The 17,770-nt window shown below is 60.1% G+C and carries 18 protein-coding genes; 13 read left to right on the forward strand and 5 right to left on the reverse strand.

Annotated features, from left to right (window positions below):
* Positions 1-10: 10 nt before the first annotated feature.
* The 4 genes from mreD to csrD form a co-directional block, all read right to left on the reverse strand.
* The gene (mreD, locus tag D7I37_RS04355) at positions 11-499 is read right to left on the reverse strand and encodes a rod shape-determining protein MreD (protein ID WP_061797040.1); all 489 of its coding nucleotides are present in this window, start codon (positions 497-499) and stop codon (positions 11-13) included.
* Positions 496-1,509 (reverse strand): rod shape-determining protein MreC, encoded by a 1,014-nt coding sequence (mreC, locus tag D7I37_RS04360; RefSeq protein WP_061797039.1) that lies wholly within the window; start codon positions 1,507-1,509, stop codon positions 496-498. Before mreC ends, mreD begins: the two co-directional genes overlap by 4 nt.
* 94 nt (positions 1,510-1,603) lie before the next feature.
* The gene (gene mreB / locus D7I37_RS04365) at positions 1,604-2,647 is read right to left on the reverse strand and encodes a rod shape-determining protein MreB (protein WP_003855260.1); all 1,044 of its coding nucleotides are present in this window, start codon (positions 2,645-2,647) and stop codon (positions 1,604-1,606) included.
* Between the two features lie 414 nt (positions 2,648-3,061).
* Positions 3,062-4,993 (reverse strand): RNase E specificity factor CsrD, encoded by a 1,932-nt coding sequence (gene csrD, locus D7I37_RS04370; protein ID WP_129543354.1) that lies wholly within the window; start codon positions 4,991-4,993, stop codon positions 3,062-3,064.
* Positions 4,994-5,282: 289 nt separating this feature from the next.
* Here csrD and D7I37_RS04375 point away from each other — a divergent pair, with 289 nt between their 5' ends.
* The 11 genes from D7I37_RS04375 to fis all read left to right on the forward strand — a co-directional run bounded on the left by D7I37_RS04375 (position 5,283) and on the right by fis (position 15,065).
* Positions 5,283-6,260 (forward strand): MDR family oxidoreductase, encoded by a 978-nt coding sequence (locus tag D7I37_RS04375; protein ID WP_129543355.1) that lies wholly within the window; start codon positions 5,283-5,285, stop codon positions 6,258-6,260.
* A gap of 124 nt (positions 6,261-6,384) precedes the next feature.
* A complete protein-coding gene (gene msrP / locus D7I37_RS04380; protein WP_061797098.1) occupies positions 6,385-7,386 on the forward strand; it encodes a protein-methionine-sulfoxide reductase catalytic subunit MsrP in 1,002 nt (333 codons plus the stop codon).
* Positions 7,387-7,986: a protein-methionine-sulfoxide reductase heme-binding subunit MsrQ gene (gene msrQ, locus D7I37_RS04385; protein ID WP_061797035.1), complete on the forward strand. Its 600-nt coding sequence runs from the start codon at positions 7,387-7,389 to the stop codon at positions 7,984-7,986. It abuts the gene before it with no gap.
* A gap of 286 nt (positions 7,987-8,272) precedes the next feature.
* Positions 8,273-8,725, forward strand: a complete 453-nt coding sequence (aroQ, locus tag D7I37_RS04390; protein ID WP_061797034.1) for a type II 3-dehydroquinate dehydratase — start codon at positions 8,273-8,275, stop codon at positions 8,723-8,725.
* Between the two features lie 32 nt (positions 8,726-8,757).
* Positions 8,758-9,225: an acetyl-CoA carboxylase biotin carboxyl carrier protein gene (gene accB, locus D7I37_RS04395; protein WP_061797033.1), complete on the forward strand. Its 468-nt coding sequence runs from the start codon at positions 8,758-8,760 to the stop codon at positions 9,223-9,225.
* An 11-nt stretch (positions 9,226-9,236) separates the two neighbouring features.
* Entirely contained in the window at positions 9,237-10,586 is a 1,350-nt protein-coding gene (gene accC, locus D7I37_RS04400; protein ID WP_061797032.1) for an acetyl-CoA carboxylase biotin carboxylase subunit, read from the forward strand.
* Positions 10,587-10,826: 240 nt separating this feature from the next.
* Entirely contained in the window at positions 10,827-11,069 is a 243-nt protein-coding gene (locus D7I37_RS04405; protein ID WP_073970405.1) for a YhdT family protein, read from the forward strand.
* Entirely contained in the window at positions 11,059-12,504 is a 1,446-nt protein-coding gene (gene panF, locus D7I37_RS04410) for a sodium/pantothenate symporter (RefSeq protein ID WP_061800689.1), read from the forward strand. Before D7I37_RS04405 ends, panF begins: the two co-directional genes overlap by 11 nt.
* A gap of 11 nt (positions 12,505-12,515) precedes the next feature.
* The gene (gene prmA, locus D7I37_RS04415; RefSeq protein ID WP_061800687.1) at positions 12,516-13,397 is read left to right on the forward strand and encodes a 50S ribosomal protein L11 methyltransferase; all 882 of its coding nucleotides are present in this window, start codon (positions 12,516-12,518) and stop codon (positions 13,395-13,397) included.
* A 384-nt stretch (positions 13,398-13,781) separates the two neighbouring features.
* Positions 13,782-14,747: a tRNA dihydrouridine synthase DusB gene (dusB, locus tag D7I37_RS04420; protein ID WP_061800686.1), complete on the forward strand. Its 966-nt coding sequence runs from the start codon at positions 13,782-13,784 to the stop codon at positions 14,745-14,747.
* A 21-nt stretch (positions 14,748-14,768) separates the two neighbouring features.
* Positions 14,769-15,065, forward strand: coding sequence for a DNA-binding transcriptional regulator Fis (gene fis / locus D7I37_RS04425; protein ID WP_000462905.1), 297 nt, complete (start codon positions 14,769-14,771; stop codon positions 15,063-15,065).
* A 126-nt stretch (positions 15,066-15,191) separates the two neighbouring features.
* On the opposite strand, the gene D7I37_RS04430 is transcribed toward fis, so the two are convergent.
* Positions 15,192-15,521, reverse strand: a complete 330-nt coding sequence (locus D7I37_RS04430) for a hypothetical protein (RefSeq protein WP_061800684.1) — start codon at positions 15,519-15,521, stop codon at positions 15,192-15,194.
* 481 nt (positions 15,522-16,002) lie between these two features.
* On the opposite strand from D7I37_RS04430, the gene lpxP reads away from it, so the two are divergent.
* On the forward strand, positions 16,003-16,923 hold the full coding sequence (lpxP, locus tag D7I37_RS04435) for a kdo(2)-lipid IV(A) palmitoleoyltransferase (RefSeq protein WP_061800682.1): 921 nt from the start codon (positions 16,003-16,005) through the stop codon (positions 16,921-16,923).
* Between the two features lie 121 nt (positions 16,924-17,044).
* Positions 17,045-17,740 (forward strand): CTP synthase, encoded by a 696-nt coding sequence (locus D7I37_RS04440; RefSeq protein ID WP_129544746.1) that lies wholly within the window; start codon positions 17,045-17,047, stop codon positions 17,738-17,740.
* The last annotated feature ends 30 nt before the right edge of the window (positions 17,741-17,770 follow it).

The raw sequence follows: 17,770 nt of genomic DNA on the forward strand, positions 1-17,770 counted from the left end.
TGATATACCCTTACTGTACGGCGAACTGACGGCGAATCTTGCGCATCAGCAGGAACAACCACGGCCACAGAATGCCGTTTACCACACTACTCCAGAACACCTCCGGGCGGAAAGAGACGTTGATCACTAAAAACTCAGCCCAGAACACCACCACGTCCATCGCCAGCGACAGCAGCACCACGATCAGCGCCTGTTGCCACAGCGCCATATTGCGGAACAGCTGGAATTTGAACGCCACCAGATAGGCGATGATGCCCAGCCCCAGCGCGCGCACGCCGAGCGTGGAGCCGAGGATCAGGTCCATGATCAGCCCGAGCACGAAGCCGGTGCCGACGTTGACGCGGTGCGGCAGCGCCATCACCCAGTAAATCAGGATCAGCGCCAGCCAGGAGGGGCGGAACATGTAGATCTGTTCCGGCCACGGCATGATCTGCAGCACCAGCGCGACCAGGAATGACAGCCAGATGATCCAGCGCCCGTGGCTGCGGTAGCGATTCATTGGGCGACTCCCGCAGTCGGCTGGGCCGGCGCGGCGGCCTGCGGCGATACGGCGCCGGTCGCCGGCGCCGGCAATGGCAGCTGCGGCCCTACGGCGTCGGCCGGCGGCAGCACCTGCGGCATCATCTGCATCAGGCGCTCATTGGCCACCCGATGCACTTCGTCCGGCGGCAGCGGCATATCGCCGTTGCGGTCCGCGCCCCACAGCAGCAGCAGATAGCGCAGGCGTTGCAGCCCGGCGGTCGGCCGCGCCTGGATCACGGTATAAGCGCGCTGGTTGTCCACCTTGACCGAAGACACCACCGCCACCGGATAACCCTCCGGGAAGCGGCCGCCCAGGCCGGAGGTGACCAGCACGTCGCCCACGCGGATATCGGTGTTGTTCGGCAGATGCTCGAGCTGCAAATCGTCGGCGCAGCCGCTGCCCGCGGCGATCACCCGGATATCGTTGCGCAGCACCTGGATCGGCAGCGCGTGCGAGGCGTCGCAAATCAGCAGCACCCGGCTGGTGACCTTGGCCACCGCCACCACCTGGCCGACCACGCCCTTGTCGCTGATCACCGGCTGGCCTTCGTACACGCCGTTGTCCGAGCCTTTGTCGATCACCACCTGATCGCTGTAGGGATCGGAGCCGGTGGAGATCACCTGGGTGACCATCTTGTGCTCATCCTGGCGCAGCGGCGAGCCGAGCAGTTCGCGCAGGCGGGCGTTTTCCTGCTTGAATTGGCCAAGAAGAAGGACATCGCTGTTTTTCAGCAGCAGTTCCTGCCGCAGAGCGCGGTTTTCCAGCTCCAGCTGTTGGCGGGTGGCCAGCGTATCCGACACGCTGTCCAAAACTTTACGCGGCCCATTGGCCAAAAAATAGAAAGGACTGACGGCGGTGTCCATGTAGTTGCGTATCTTCACGAACGTACCGAGCCGGCTGTCGGCAACGATCAGGCCAATGGCCGCGATCACCGCCAAAAAAAGTCGCAGTTGCAGGGAAGGCCCCCTGCTAAAAATCGGCTTCATAAATTATGCGAGTTCCTCGACAACAGAAAGAGGAACCGTACCCGATTCTCGCTTTGCGCATTCATCCGATACGATTCCTCCTTCCAGGGGCTGACTATTCTTCGCTGAACAAATCGCCGCCATGCATGTCGATCATTTCCAACGCCTTGCCGCCGCCGCGCGCCACGCAGGTCAACGGATCTTCTGCCACCACGACCGGAATGCCGGTTTCTTCCATCAGCAGGCGATCGAGGTTGCGCAGCAGCGCGCCGCCGCCGGTCAATACCATGCCGCGTTCGGAAATGTCGGAAGCCAGCTCCGGCGGGCACTGCTCCAGCGCCACCATCACCGCGCTGACGATGCCGGTCAACGGCTCCTGCAGGGCTTCGAGGATTTCATTGGAGTTCAGGGTAAAGCCGCGCGGTACGCCTTCGGCCAGGTTACGGCCGCGGACTTCGATCTCGCGCACTTCGTCGCCCGGGTAAGCCGAGCCGATTTCATGCTTGATGCGCTCGGCGGTGGCTTCACCGATCAGTGAACCGTAGTTACGGCGCACATAATTGATGATGGCTTCATCGAAGCGATCGCCGCCGATGCGCACGGAAGAGGAGTAGACCACGCCGTTGAGCGAGATCACCGCCACTTCAGTGGTGCCGCCGCCGATATCCACCACCATGGAACCGGTCGCTTCAGACACCGGCAGGCCCGCGCCGATCGCCGCAGCCATCGGCTCTTCAATCAGAAACACTTCGCGCGCGCCTGCCCCTTGGGCGGATTCGCGGATAGCGCGGCGTTCAACCTGGGTTGCGCCGACCGGCACACAGACCAGCACGCGCGGGCTTGGGCGCATGAAACTGTTGCTGTGAACCTGTTTGATAAAGTGCTGCAGCATTTTTTCGGTCACGAAGAAGTCGGCGATCACGCCGTCTTTCATCGGGCGAATAGCCGCGATATTGCCAGGGGTGCGCCCCAGCATCTGTTTGGCGTCGTGGCCCACGGCCGCAACGCTCTTCGGAGAACCGGCACGATCTTGGCGAATGGCAACCACCGACGGTTCATTCAGTACAATGCCTTGCCCTTTAACATAAATCAGGGTATTGGCGGTACCCAAGTCGATGGACAAGTCATTGGAAAACATGCCACGAAATTTCTTAAACATAACTAAAGGATAATCCTGCAAGCTGGGGGCGGAAAATAAAATCCGCCTACTTTACCAACCACACGAAGCAGCGACAAGGCGCAAAAACGTTCTACTTCGGTGAAAAATAGTCTGTATTGTTTCTGCTCGAATGCACGGAAATTGGATGAGGCCTGAATTCCCTGAACAAAGGCTCAGTTTACCACCCTGTCAGCGCACGAAACGGCGTAACACAGCTCATAAAATCTAACATATTCCCTGATTGCCGCTGGTGGTAAGCACCTACCAACGTCCGACAGGAAGAGGCTGACAAGAGCCTATCTCAAATAGGCGTCGTTGTCGCAGGCAGTTTGGGGGGTAATCCCAAAATGACGGATAAAAAAAGCCCAGATGGATTGGCGCTCATTCTACGTCAATTTTTGCCCGGCATTCAGGTTAAACACGATAACGACGTGAATATTTTTTACGCCCGAGGTCTATCGGCTCCGGCGGTGCGAAAAAGTCGCCCTGTCCGCCGCGGATCCCGCGTTCTTTCAGCGTCTGCCATTCGTTGCGCGTGCGCACGCTGGCGGCGAACACCTGCGCGCTGGTGCCTTCGCAGGCGCCGGCCAGGCTCTGAACGAACAGCTGATTCTCGTCCCGCTTGTCGATACTCCGCACCAACCCCGGATGGAGCTTGACGATCTCCACCTGCAGCGATTTGATATAGGACGTACTGACCACGGTTAAACCCGCCTGGGAAACGGCAAGACGACAGCCCAGTCCTGACAGCAATCTCAGCACCGGGCGCAAACGGTCGATATGTTGACACACATCTGCCTCTGCAAGTTCAATCAGAATTCGCCGCCGATGACTTTTTTCGCACTGCAGCAGCGTATCGCGCAGCCAGCGCTGGAAAGTGCGCTGCAATAATGAATCCACGCACAGCGTAAACGCCAGCGTCTCTGCGGGCCACAGCGTCAGCAAAGGCAGGATCCGGCTGACTTTCTGGCGGTCGTAACTCTCCGCCAGCCCAAGCTGCTGCACCAGCGGCATATATTCCGAAGGCAGCAACTCCTGAGTGCCATCATAAATGCGGCTCATGATTTCGCGGTGATGAACCTCCCCCTCCACGGTGACCGCCGGTTTCTGATACAGCCGCGGGCCGCCGCGCGCCAGCACCTGTTCCAGCAAGGTGCGCCACTTGACGCTGCCGCGCCCCTTTTCCGGCACCTGGCTGTCGTAAACATACCAGCCGTTTTCCCCCTGCAAGGAAGCGTGGCGCGTCGCCTGCTCCGCATGGTCGATCACCTGTTCGGTGGTCTGGCCGCTGCGGTACGCCACGATGCCGATGTGCAGGAAGGCGTCGCGGTCGATCAGCGCGGTGGAGGGCAGCGCATCGATGGCGTGAACCAGCTGCGCGGCGATGCCGTCCGCCTCCTTCAGGGTGCGATGCGGCAGCAGCACGGTGAAGTCGCTGTGGAAATAGCGCGCCAGCAGCGCCGCCGGGTAGCGCATCACAAAGGTGGAAAGCAGGTTGACCAGCGAATACATCAGCTCCTGCACCGCCGCGCTGCCGTGGGTATCGCGCAGGGTGTCGAAATCGGGCAGCCGCACCATCATCACGATGCCGTGCGAGCCTTCTTCTTCCAGCTGGGTGGTCAATTGGTTATCGAAGAACAATCGATTGTTCAGGCCGGTTTTGGCGTCCTGGGCGGCGAAGGCGCGGATCAGCGTATCGACCCGGCTGCGCTCTTCGCGCGCTTCCGCCAGGTCCGCCAGCAGGCGATCGAGCGCGCCGCTGACGTTGGCCGGCCATTCGCGCACGTCGCCCTGCATGACGTTTTCGCGCTCGCCGTTGAGAATGCGCCGCGCGCGGCGCTCCAGGCGATCTTCGCCGTCGGCCTGTTCGCGCAGCCAGCGCAGGCTGAACAGCAGGATCACCACCATCACGATGATCGACAGCGTTACGGCGGCGGTGGAACGCAAGGTGCGCATGTCGCCGGCTAAGGGGTCAAGATAGGTGATGTTAAGGACGCTGCCCGGGTGTTGCAGCATCGGCCGCGACACCTGGCGATAGCCGTTCAGCGCGTCCCAGGGCACCTTCGCCGTCGGCAGCTTATAGCTGAGAACATTGCTTTGGCCGCTGTCCACGCTGACCGCCACGATGCCGAGCGGGCGCATCACCAGCGGCAGCCACTGCTCCTGCTCCTGCGGCGGCTCGCGCAGCATCGCCTGATCGAGCGACGCCACCAGCGAATCGAAGCGGCGATCCAACCGCTCCTGAGTGACATGGAAGAAGCTATATGAGCACCCCATCAGCATCAAAAACATCGCCAACGCCACCAGCAGGGTGATCAATGCAGAGAGTTTGGTGGTAAATCGCATCCCTGTGCCTTGTCCGCTATGGTTAAGTAACTGTTCACCCTTTGATGAATAAAGGCCCCGAACCTGCTCAAATGAACGCAACGCAATGCCCTGATTTTTATTTGAAACGGCGGTTATTTCTCAGGCCCGTCGCCGGCAAGTGCAGAACAAGCTAACAAGCATTGCCGATGAAGAAAACCTGAAAGCATCATTTTTGTCCTTAATCAGGGCCCGGCTTGCTTATTATGCATATAGTCAAATAAATCTGATTCGGCCATTTATAGCAAAATGCAAAGAGAGGAAGAGTGACATGCGTGCACTGTTATTGGAACAACAAGACGATCAAACTCTGGCTCATATAAAGGATATCGGCAGCGACCAGCTGCCCGACGGCGACGTCACCGTCGACGTCAACTGGTCCAGCCTTAACTACAAGGATGCGTTGGCGATCACCGGCAAGGGAAAAATCGTCCGCAACTTCCCGATGGTGCCGGGCATCGACTTCGCCGGCACCGTGCGCCACAGCCGGGACGATCGCTTCAAAGAGGGCCAAAGCGTGGTGCTGACCGGCTGGGGCGTGGGCGAACACCACTGGGGCGGCCTGGCCGAACAGGCGCGGGTATCCGGCGAATGGCTGGTGCCGCTGCCGAACGGCCTGGATGAGCGCAAGGCGATGATCATCGGCACCGCCGGGTTTACCGCCATGCTGTGCGTGATGGCGCTGGAAGAAGGCGGCGTGCATCCGGACGACGGCGATATCCTGGTGACCGGCGCCAGCGGCGGCGTAGGCAGCACGGCGATCGCGCTGCTGGCGGCGCTGGGCTACCGGGTGACCGCCATCAGCGGCCGCGACAGCAACACCGACTACCTGAAAGCGCTCGGCGCCAAAGAGGTGATGTCGCGCGACGGCTACATCGAAACGCCGCGCCCGCTGGAGAAGCAGCTGTGGGCCGGCGCGGTGGATACCGTCGGCGACAAACTGCTGGCGCGGGTGCTGGCGCAGATGAACTACAACGGCACCGTCGCCGCCTGCGGCCTGGCCGGCGGTTATCAGCTGCCCACCACCGTGATGCCGTTTATCCTGCGCAACGTGCGCCTGCAGGGCGTGGACTCGGTGCATACGCCGCTGCACCGCCGCCAGACCGCCTGGGAACGCCTGGCCGGCATCCTGCCGGACAGCTTCTATCAGCAAGCCACCCATGAAATCGCGCTGGAACAGGCGCCGGCCACCGCCGCCGCGCTGCTGAACAACCAGGTCACCGGCCGCACCCTGGTGAAAATCCGCTGATGCCCGCCCCCCGGCGACGGGGGGACACGGCCCCGCTCTGCGAAATTTCATATTTTCCCGCCGCCTCTCGCATCCGGCCCGCTTTCGCGCCATGCTTACAGGATAAATCGCGGAGAAAATGACCATGAATAAATCCCCCAAATTGACCGAAGCCGATGTCACGCCGGAAAGCGTGTTTCATCAGCGGCGCAAAGTGCTGCAGGCGCTGGGCATTACCGCCGCGTCGCTGGCCCTGCCCGTCAACGCCCGGGCGGACCTGTTGTCATGGTTCAAAGGCAACGACCGCCCCAAGGCGCCGCCGGGCAAGGCGCTGGAATTCAGCCGGCCTGCGGCCTGGCAGGCTCCGCTGGCGCTGACGCCGGAGGACAAGGTGGCCGGTTACAACAACTTCTACGAGTTCGGCCTCGACAAGGCCGATCCGGCCGCCAACGCCGGCGGGCTGAAGACCGAAGGCTGGAAGGTGCGCATCGACGGCGAGGTGGCCAAACCCATCACCCTGGACATCGACGATTTAATGCGGCGTTTTCCGCTGGAACAGCGCATCTACCGCATGCGCTGCGTCGAGGCCTGGTCGATGGTGGTGCCCTGGATCGGCTTTGAGCTGGGCAAGCTGATCAGGCTGGCCGAGCCGAACGGCAACGCCCGCTACGTCGCCTTCCAGACGCTGTACGATCCGGAGCAGATGCCGGGCCAGAAGGACCGCTTCATCGGCGGCGGCCTGAAATATCCCTATGTCGAAGGGCTGCGGCTGGACGAAGCGATGCACCCGCTGGCGCTGCTGACCGTCGGGGTCTACGGCAAAACCCTGCCGCCGCAGAACGGCGCGCCGCTGCGGCTGATCGCGCCGTGGAAATACGGTTTCAAGGGCATCAAGTCGATCGTACACATCCGCCTGGTGCGCGATCAACCGCCCACCACCTGGAACCAATCGGCGCCGAACGAGTACGGTTTTTACGCCAACGTGAATCCGCACGTCGATCACCCGCGCTGGTCGCAGGCCAGCGAGCGGTTTATCGGCTCCGGCGGCATTCTGGACGTCAAACGTCAGCCGACGCTGCTGTTCAACGGCTATGCCGAACAGGTGGCCTCGCTGTATCGCGGCATGGACCTGCGGGAGAATTTTTAAGTGCGCTTGACCCCGACCCACATCACCTGGCTGAAGGCCGCGATTTACCTGGCGGCGTTGCTGCCGTTTCTCTGGCTGGTGCTGGCGGTCGATCAGGGCTGGCTCAGCGCCGATCCGGCCAAGGATATCCAGCATTTTACCGGCAGGATGACGCTGAAGCTGCTGTTGGCCACCCTGGCTATCGCCCCGTTGGCGCGCTATGCCCGCCAGCCGCTGCTGATCCGCTGCCGCCGGTTGCTCGGGCTGTGGTGCTTTGCCTGGGGAACCTTGCATCTGATAAGCTACTCCACGCTGGAGCTGGGCCTGAGCAATATCGGCCTGCTGGGGCGCGAACTGGTCACCCGGCCTTATCTGACGCTGGGCATCGTCAGCTGGTTTATCCTGCTGGCGCTGGCCGCCACGTCAACGCGCTGGGCGATGCGCAAAATGGGCGCCAAATGGCAGACATGGCATAACTTCGTCTATCTGGCGGCGATCCTCGCGCCGATCCACTATCTGTGGTCGGTAAAGACCTTTTCGCCGCAGCCTTTCATCTACGCGCTGCTGGCGGTGGCGCTGCTGGCGCTGCGCTACAAGAAATTCCGCGGCTGGTGGCGGTAAACCTCGCCACGGCGCGGGTTATTGACGGTAACAATCGCGCGCCGCAGGCGGGAACTTTTCTGTGTTCTACCCCTCATATTCCAGTAACGGTTTCCCCCGCCCATCGATTTGGGGTTGAATATCTTCGCTGATAAGACCAGTATTTAGCTGCGAATTGCTACGATATCGTTATAATGCCCGACCTTGTTACCGTTCTCAGGGTGAATTTGCCCCTTAACAGGTGACAAATCGGTGACATCGGGTTATTTTCTACGATGATGGTTTTATTGCCGGAGATACCAGCACAATGGCGGATAAGTTTCACATTTTGCTTCTGAACGGCCCCAATCTGAATCTGCTGGGGACGCGTGAGCCGGAGAAGTACGGCAGCACGACGCTGACAGAGATTGTTAACGGATTGGAAAACCAGGCGTCCGCACTGGATATTACCCTGAGCCATCTGCAGTCCAACGCCGAGCACCGGCTGATCGATCGCATTCATCAGGCGCGCGGCAACACGGACTTCATTCTGATCAACCCGGCGGCGTTCACGCACACCAGCGTGGCGCTGCGCGATGCGTTGTTGGCGGTGCAGATCCCGTTTATCGAGATCCACCTGTCCAACGTGCACGCCCGCGAGCCTTTCCGCCATCACTCTTACCTCTCGGACGTAGCGGTAGGCGTGATCTGCGGCCTCGGCGCGGATGGCTACACATTTGCTTTGCAGGCAGCGGTTAACCGTCTGTCAAAAACCCACTAATAGCTACACAAAAAGAGTACGGAATCACACTCATGGATATTCGTAAAATCAAGAAACTGATCGAACTGGTTGAAGAATCAGGCATTTCTGAACTGGAAATCTCTGAAGGCGAAGAGTCGGTTCGCATCAGCCGTGCCGCACCGGCGCAGGCTTACCCAATGATGCAGCAGGCCTACGCCATGCCGGCACCACAGCAGCCAGCCCTGGCCACCGCAGTCGCCAGCGCGCCTGCGGCGGAAGCCCCAGCGGCGCCTGCGGCCATGAGTGGCCACGTTGTTCGTTCCCCAATGGTAGGCACCTTCTACCGCACGCCAAGCCCGGATGCGAAAGCCTTCGTGGAAGTTGGCCAGAAAGTGAACGCCGGCGACACTCTGTGCATCGTTGAAGCAATGAAAATGATGAACCAGATCGAAGCGGACAAATCCGGCGTTGTTAAAGCCATTCTGGTGGAAAACGGCCAGCCGGTTGAATATGACGAGCCACTGGTCGTCATCGAATAACGAGGCGCCCCATGCTTGATAAAATTGTTATCGCCAACCGCGGCGAGATCGCGCTTCGCATTTTGCGTGCCTGTAAAGAATTGGGCATCAAGACCGTTGCGGTCCACTCTATGGCCGATCGCGATCTGAAACACGTACTGCTGGCCGACGAGACCGTGTGCATCGGTCCGGCGCCATCGGTAAAAAGCTACCTGAACATCCCGGCCATCATCTCCGCGGCGGAAATCACCGGCGCAGTGGCGATCCACCCGGGTTACGGCTTCCTGTCCGAGAACGCCGACTTCGCCGAGCAGGTTGAACGCTCCGGCTTTATCTTCATCGGCCCGCGCGCCGAAACCATCCGCCTGATGGGCGACAAGGTTTCCGCGATCAACGCCATGAAGAAAGCCGGCGTACCTTGCGTGCCCGGCTCCGACGGCCCGCTGACCGACGACATGGATAAAAACCGTGCCTTCGCCAAGCGCATCGGCTACCCGGTGATCATCAAGGCGTCCGGCGGCGGCGGCGGCCGCGGCATGCGCGTCGTGCGCAGCGACAAAGACCTCGAACAGTCCATCAACATGACGAAAGCGGAAGCCAAAGCGGCTTTCAACAACGACATGGTTTACATGGAAAAATACCTGGAAAACCCGCGCCATATCGAAATTCAGGTATTGGCCGACGGCCAGGGCAACGCCATCTATCTGGCCGAGCGCGACTGCTCCATGCAGCGTCGCCACCAGAAAGTGGTCGAAGAGGCGCCGGCACCGGGCATCACCAGCGAAATGCGCCGTTACATCGGTGAACGCTGTTCGAAAGCCTGTGTGGAAATCGGCTACCGCGGCGCAGGCACCTTCGAGTTCCTGTATGAAAACGGCGAGTTCTATTTCATCGAAATGAACACCCGTATTCAGGTTGAACACCCGGTTACCGAAATGATCACCGGCGTGGATCTGATCAAAGAGCAGCTGCGCATCGCTGCCGGTCAGCCGCTGTCGATCAAACAGGAAGAGGTGAAGATCCACGGCCACGCGGTGGAATGCCGCATCAACGCCGAAGATCCGAATACCTTCCTGCCGAGCCCGGGCAAGATCACCCGCTTCCACGCGCCAGGCGGTTTCGGCGTGCGTTGGGAATCTCATATTTACGCCGGTTATACCGTACCGCCGTACTATGACTCCATGATCGGCAAACTGATCACCTTCGGCGAAAACCGCGACGTGGCGATTGCCCGCATGAAGAACGCCCTGGCTGAGCTGATCATCGACGGCATCAAAACCAACGTTGAACTGCAGCAGAAGATCATGAACGACGAAAACTTCCAGCACGGTGGCACCAACATCCACTATCTGGAGAAGAAGTTGGGTCTGCAGGAAACCTAAGGCGGGCTGCGCGCATTGCCTGACGGAAGGCCGGTTAATCACCGGCCTTTTTCTTTACTGCTTTGGGTCACTCAAGGGATGATCAAATCCATATATAGTTGTATACCCAAAATAATTGGAGTTGCATCAAGGCGGCAAGGGAGCGCATCCCGATGAGCTTACTGGAGTAAGTGATTCGGGTAAGTGAGCGCAGCCAACACAGAGGCAGCTTCAAGTATGACGGGTATATTGGAGAAACGGATGGACACACGTTTTATTCAAGCCCACCGCGAAGCGCGCTGGGCGCTGGGCCTGACGCTGCTTTACCTGCTGGCCTGGTCGCTGGCGGCCTATCTGCCGGACAGCGCATCCGGCGTCACCGGCCTGCCGCACTGGTTCGAAATGGCCTGCCTGCTGGTGCCGCTGCTGTTTATCGGCCTGTGCTGGCTGATGGTGCGCGGCGTGTTCCGCGACATTTCGCTGGAGGACGGCGATGCAAACTGAAGTGATCCTCCCGCTGATCGCCTACCTGCTGCTGGTGTTCGGCCTGTCGGCCTACGCCTACAGCCGCCGCCAAAGCGGCAACTTTCTCAGCGAATACTTCCTCGGCAACCGTTCGATGGGCGGCTTTGTGCTGGCGATGACCCTGACCGCCACCTATATCAGCGCCAGCTCGTTTATCGGCGGCCCCGGCGCCGCCTACAAATACGGCCTGGGCTGGGTGCTGCTGGCGATGATCCAGCTGCCGGCGGTGTGGCTGTCGCTCGGCGTACTGGGCAAGAAGTTCGCCATTCTGGCGCGGCGCTATAACGCCATCACCCTCAACGACATGCTGTACGGCCGCTACCGGAGCCGCCTGCTGGTATGGCTGGCCAGCCTCAGCCTGCTGGTGGCGTTCCTCGGCGCCATGACGGTGCAGTTTATCGGCGGCGCCCGCCTGCTGGAAACCGCCGCCGGCATCCCCTACGACACCGGCCTGCTGATTTTCGGCATCAGCATCGCGCTCTACACCGCCTTCGGCGGCTTCCGCGCCAGCGTGCTGAACGACGCCATGCAGGGCCTGGTGATGCTGGTCGGCACCCTATTGCTGCTGGTGGCGGTGATCCACGCCGCCGGCGGGTTGCACAGCGCGGTGGACAAGCTGCAGCAGATCGACCCGGCGCTGGTGTCGCCGCAGGGCGGCGACCAGATCCTCAGCCTGCCGTTTATGGCCTCGTTCTGGATCCTGGTGTGCTTCGGGGTGATCGGCCTGCCGCACACCGCGGTGCGCTGCATCTCCTATAAAGACAGCAAGGCGGTGCACCGCGGCATCATCCTCGGCACCGCGGTGGTGGCGGTGCTGATGTTCGGCATGCACCTGGCCGGCGCGCTGGGCCGCGCGGTGCTGCCGGACCTGAAGATCCCCGATCAGGTGATCCCGACGCTGATGGTCACCGTGCTGCCGCCTTACGCCGCCGGCATCTTCCTGGCGGCGCCGATGGCGGCGATCATGTCGACCATCAACGCGCAGCTGCTGCAATCTTCGGCGACCATCATCAAGGATCTGTTCCTGGGCGTACGGCCGCAGCACATGCAAAACGAGCGGATGATCAAGCGCTTCTCCAGCCTGACCACCCTGATCCTCGGCCTGCTGGTGCTGCTGGCGGCCTGGCGGCCGCCGGAAATGATCATCTGGCTGAACCTGCTGGCCTTCGGCGGGCTGGAGGCGGTATTCCTGTGGCCGCTGGTGCTGGGGCTGTATTGGGAACGCGCCAACGCGCAGGGAGCGCTTAGCTCGATGGTGTCGGGTGCGGTATGCTATACGCTATTGGCCAGCTTCAGCCTGCAGCCGGCGGGATTGCACCCTATCGTGCCTTCGCTGCTGCTCAGCCTGCTGGCGTTTTATATCGGTAACGTCGTCGGCGAAAAACGCCGCATGACGTCATCATTACCCTCTTGAAGAGAATTGCTATGCCTTGGATCCAACTTAAACTGAACGCCACCGGCAGCCAGGCGGAAGACCTGAGCGACGCGCTGGTGGAAAGCGGCGCGGTGTCGGTGACCTTTCAGGACACCCACGATAACCCGGTGTTCGAACCGCTGCCGGGCGAAACCCTGCTGTGGGGCGACACCGATGTGATCGGCCTGTACGACGCCGAAACCGACATGGCCGGGGTGGTGGCGATGCTGGAACAGCACCCGCTGCTGGGCGCCGGTTTCCGCCACAAGATTGAACAGCTGGAAGACAAGGACTGGGAGCGCGAGTGGATGGACAACTTCCACCCGATGCGCTTCGGCGAGCGCCTGTGGATCTGCCCGAGCTGGCGCGACGTGCCCGATCCGCAGGCGGTCAACGTGATGCTCGATCCGGGCCTGGCGTTCGGCACCGGTACCCACCCGACCACCGCGCTCTGCCTGCAGTGGCTGGACGGCCTCGACCTGGCCGGCAAAACCGTCATCGACTTCGGCTGCGGCTCCGGCATCCTGGCGATAGCCGCGCTGAAGCTCGGCGCCGCGCGCGCTATCGGCATCGACATCGATCCCCAGGCCATTCAGGCCAGCCGCGACAACGCGCAGCGTAACGGCGTTTCAGAGCGTCTGGAGCTGTATCTGCCGCAGGACCAGCCGGCGGAACTGCTGGCGGACGTGGTGGTGGCCAATATCCTGGCCGGCCCGCTGCGCGAGCTGGCGCCGCTGATCGGCTGCCTGCCGAAATCCGGCGGCCATTTGGGCCTGTCCGGCGTGCTGGCCAGCCAGGCGGCGAGCGTGGCGGAAGCCTACGAAGACAAGTTTGTGCTCGATCCGGTCGCCGAACGCGAAGAATGGTGCCGCATCACCGGCCGCCGCAAGTAATCCGCGCGGCGCGGCAGCGGGAAATCCATCGGTCAGGCCGGCCGGTGGATTTTTTTTGCCGCGCAGGCGAAACAAAATTTTATGCAACTTTTTACCCTCCAGCGACGGATTGCCCTGACAAAAGGCCGACAATCCAGGCTATCAGGGTAAAAATGACCATCGAATACAGATAATATCCTGCGCAACGGCGAATATTTTAGCGCGCAGAAAATAAGCACTTTTCGTCAACTTATTGTTAAATATATATAATATTTTTATGGGTCTCCGCAAAGCGCATTTTTCTTGTGCGATTACGGTCAATTGGTCAAAGTTTGGCCTTTCATCTCAACGCAAAAATGCGTAATATACGCGCCCTTGCGGACACAGTATGGTTACTCTTTGTCTATGCGCATTGGACACCACCAGCTTACTAATTGCCTGATTGCGGCCCCGATGGCCGGTATTACAGATCGCCCGTTCAGAACCTTATGTCATGCAATGGGTGCTGGGATGGCTGTATCCGAAATGCTCTCCTCCAACCCGGAGGTGTGGCGAACGGATAAGTCGCGTCTGCGTATGGTGCATAGCGATGAACCCGGGATCCGTTCCGTGCAGATTGCCGGATGCGATCCGGATGATATGGCCGCCGCGGCGCGCATTAACGTGGCCAGCGGCGCACAGATCATCGACATCAATATGGGTTGCCCGGCCAAGAAAGTGAACCGGAAGCTTGCAGGGTCTGCGCTGTTGCAGCACCCGGATCTGGTTAAACAGATCCTCCACGCGGTGGTTAACGCGGTGGATGTGCCGGTAACGCTTAAGATCCGCACCGGCTGGGCGCCGGAACACCGTAACTGTGTAGAGATTGCCCAACTGGCCGAAGACTGTGGTATACAGGCCCTGACTATTCATGGCCGAACCCGCGCCTGCCTGTTCAACGGCGACGCGGAGTACGACAGCATTCGGGCAGTTAAGCAGAATGTTTCCATTCCGATTATCGCGAATGGCGACATTACTGACCCGCATAAAGCCAGAGCAGTGCTCGACTACACCGGGGCCGATGCCCTGATGATAGGCCGCGCTGCTCAGGGGAGACCCTGGATCTTCCGGGAAATCCAGCATTATCTGGACACTGGGGAGCTGCTGCCACCGATGCCGCTTGGCGAAGTGAAGCGCTTGTTGATAGGGCATATTCGGGAATTGCACGGCTTTTACGGCCAAGGCAAGGGATTCCGAATTGCACGTAAGCACGTGTCCTGGTATCTCCAGGAGCACGCCCCGAATGACCAGTTTCGGCGCACATTCAACGCCATAGAGGATGCCAGCGAACAGCTGGAGGCGTTGGAGGCATATTTCGAAAATCTTGCGTAACAAAAAAGAGCTGACAGAACTATGTTCGAACAACGCGTAAATTCTGACGTACTGACCGTTTCTACCGTAAACTCACAGGATCAGGTGACCCAAAAGCCTCTGCGTGACTCGGTTAAACAAGCACTGAAGAACTATTTTGCTCAACTGAACGGTCAGGACGTGAATGACCTGTATGAGCTGGTACTGGCTGAAGTTGAACAGCCACTGTTGGACATGGTGATGCAATACACCCGTGGCAACCAGACCCGTGCAGCCCTGATGATGGGCATCAACCGCGGTACGCTGCGTAAGAAATTGAAAAAATACGGCATGAACTGATACTAGTCAGTCAACGTGTTGAAAAGGCGCTTTATCTCATTTGATAAGCGCCTTTTTCTTTTTGCGGACGGCGGCCGAAAAAAAGCCGGAAGCCCGGCCCTCTTGATATGGTATGGCGTTAACGCATTACTCGCTAACCTTGTTCTTGAGGCTTTCCGCCCCCTGCTTGGTTTTGTCCCAGGCTTTCTCGGTGCCTTGCTTGGTGCTGTGCCAGGCCTTTTGCGAGCCTTCGGTCACCTTGCTGCCTGCGGTGTCGCTTTTACCTTCCGCGGCATGCTTGGCCTTGAGCTTCAGCTCCTCGCCCTGATCCTGCGTCTGGTGCAGTTTTTCTTTGGCGGTATCTGCGCCCTTGTGCGCCTCAGCGACGACTTCGTTGCCGGCCTGGGCGGCGGTGGTTGCGGCAAACGCCGGCGCGGCCAGCAGCAGGGCGGACAGGGCAAAAATCGCTTTCTTCATAATTCCCTCTTTTTGTCAGATACATGCTATTGAGCATGAAACAAGATGGCATAAGTTTCCCATTGCGCGATTTAAGAATAGGCCTAAAACGCCAAAGCGCGATACAAAACTTGCTTGTTTGTCTAAAACCCACGCCTTTATGCTGGTCAGGTTCGCGCCTCGCCGCCATCCCGCCCCGCCGACCAGACGGCGCCACTCTTCCCCCCGGCAAGATGCGAATGAGAATATTCGTATGCCCCTCTTCCGCCGGACCCCGTATTCTGTGATAGAATAGACATTCCGAGAGCCGCCTTCGCTGGCCAACAGCTATCCCTCCGAAGCCTGATATCAGCGCAAACCGCCCTTCGAATGTAAAGATTTGGTCAATTACGGAATCTGACTAAACCATAGTCGTACCCGGGTGTCTGAGTAGTTGTATCGCTATCGAGTGGATCCTTTATGCGTTACAGGTTGCTACCCCCTAATGCATAAATGAGTTTATATGAAGCGTCCGCAAAAATTTCAATCGGCCCTGCTGCACCCCCGCTACTGGTTGACCTGGTTCGGCCTGGCCTTTCTGTTTTTACTGGTCCAACTCCCCTATCCGCTGTTGCATCGCCTCGGCGTATGGATGGGCCGCACCTCTATGCGCTTTCTGAAGCGCCGGGTTTCCATCACGCGCCGCAACCTGGAACTGTGTTTCCCGGATATGGATGAAGCGCAGCGCGAGCGCAAAGTGGTGGGCAACTTCGAATCGCTGGGCATGGGCCTGCTGGAAACCGGCATGGCCTGGTTCTGGTCGGATAAACGCGTCAAGCGCTGGTTCAACGTGACCGGCATCAACCACCTGAAAATGGCGCAGCAAAACCAGCGCGGCGTGCTGGTGATTGGCGTGCACTTCATGTCGCTGGAGCTGGGCGGCCGGGCCATGGGCCTGTGCCAGCCGATGATGGCGATGTATCGCCCGCACAACAACAAGGCGATGGAATGGGCGCAGACCAAAGGGCGCATGCGTTCCAACAAGGCGATGCTCGATCGCAAGGATCTGCGCGGCATGGTGCATGCGCTGAAGCGCGGTGAAGCGGTATGGTTCGCCCCGGATCAGGATTACGGCCCGCGCGGCAGCGTGTTCGCCCCGCTGTTCGCCGTGGATGAGGCCGCCACCACCAGCGGCACCTTTATGCTGGCGCGCATGGCCAAGCCGGCGCTGGTGCCGGTGGTGCTGATCCGCCGCGAAAAAGGCCGCGGTTACGATCTGCTGATCCAGCCGGCGCTGGAAGATTACCCGATCGCCGATGAGCTGGCCGCCGCCGCCTACATGAACAAGGTGGTGGAGAAAGAGATCATGCGCGCGCCGGAGCAGTACATGTGGTTGCATCGCCGCTTCAAAACCCGGCCGGTCGGCGCCCCTTCGCTGTACTGACCCCTGCATTTTCGAGCCCGGCCAACGCCGGGCTTTTTTGTGCGCCGCGTTTAAAAAATCTGCGGATCGCTCCTTCGCTTTGCTGTAACCTCCCGTTTTACCCGCACAGGAAAAGGAAATGATGAAAGATCAAGTCCGCATTGCGCTGGTCGGTGACTACAAACCGCAGGCCATCGCCCATCAGGCCATCCCCGTGGCCTTGCAACTGACCGCCGCCCATCTCGACATCGACATTCAATCCCACTGGCTGCCCACAGAAACCCTCACCTCGCCGTCGGCACTGCAAGGCTACGACGCCATCTGGGTGGTGCCCGGCAGCCCGTATAACCATGATGCCGGCGCCTTTATGGCGATCCGCCATGCGCGCGAGCAGCGGGTGCCGTTTCTCGGCTCCTGCGGCGGGTTCCAGTATGCGGTGGTCGAATACGCCCGCAACGTGATGGGCTGGCACGACGCCGGCCATGCGGAAACCGACAGCGGCGGCCGGCTGGTGATTGCGCCCTTGAGCTGCTCGCTGGTGGAGAAATCCGGCGGCGTCCTTTTCCAGCCGAACACCCGCGCCGCCCGCACCTACGGGCGCCTGGACACGGTCGAAGGCTATCATTGCAACTTCGGCGTCAACCCGGAGTTTGTCGCCGATTTGCAGCGTTACCCGCTGATCGTCAGCGCTCACGATCTCGAGGGCGAGGTGCGCGCCGTCGAGCTGCCGGATCACCCTTTCTACGTCGCCACGCTGTTCCAGTCGGAGCGCGCCGCGCTGCGCAATGCGCTGTCGCCGCTGGTGGTCGAGCTGATCCGCACCGCCGCCAGTCGCTAAAAAAAAGCCCTCGAACGAGGGCTTTTTCAT

The organism is Serratia sp. 1D1416, assembly GCF_003641105.1.
Classification (GTDB): domain Bacteria; phylum Pseudomonadota; class Gammaproteobacteria; order Enterobacterales; family Enterobacteriaceae; genus Serratia; species Serratia ficaria.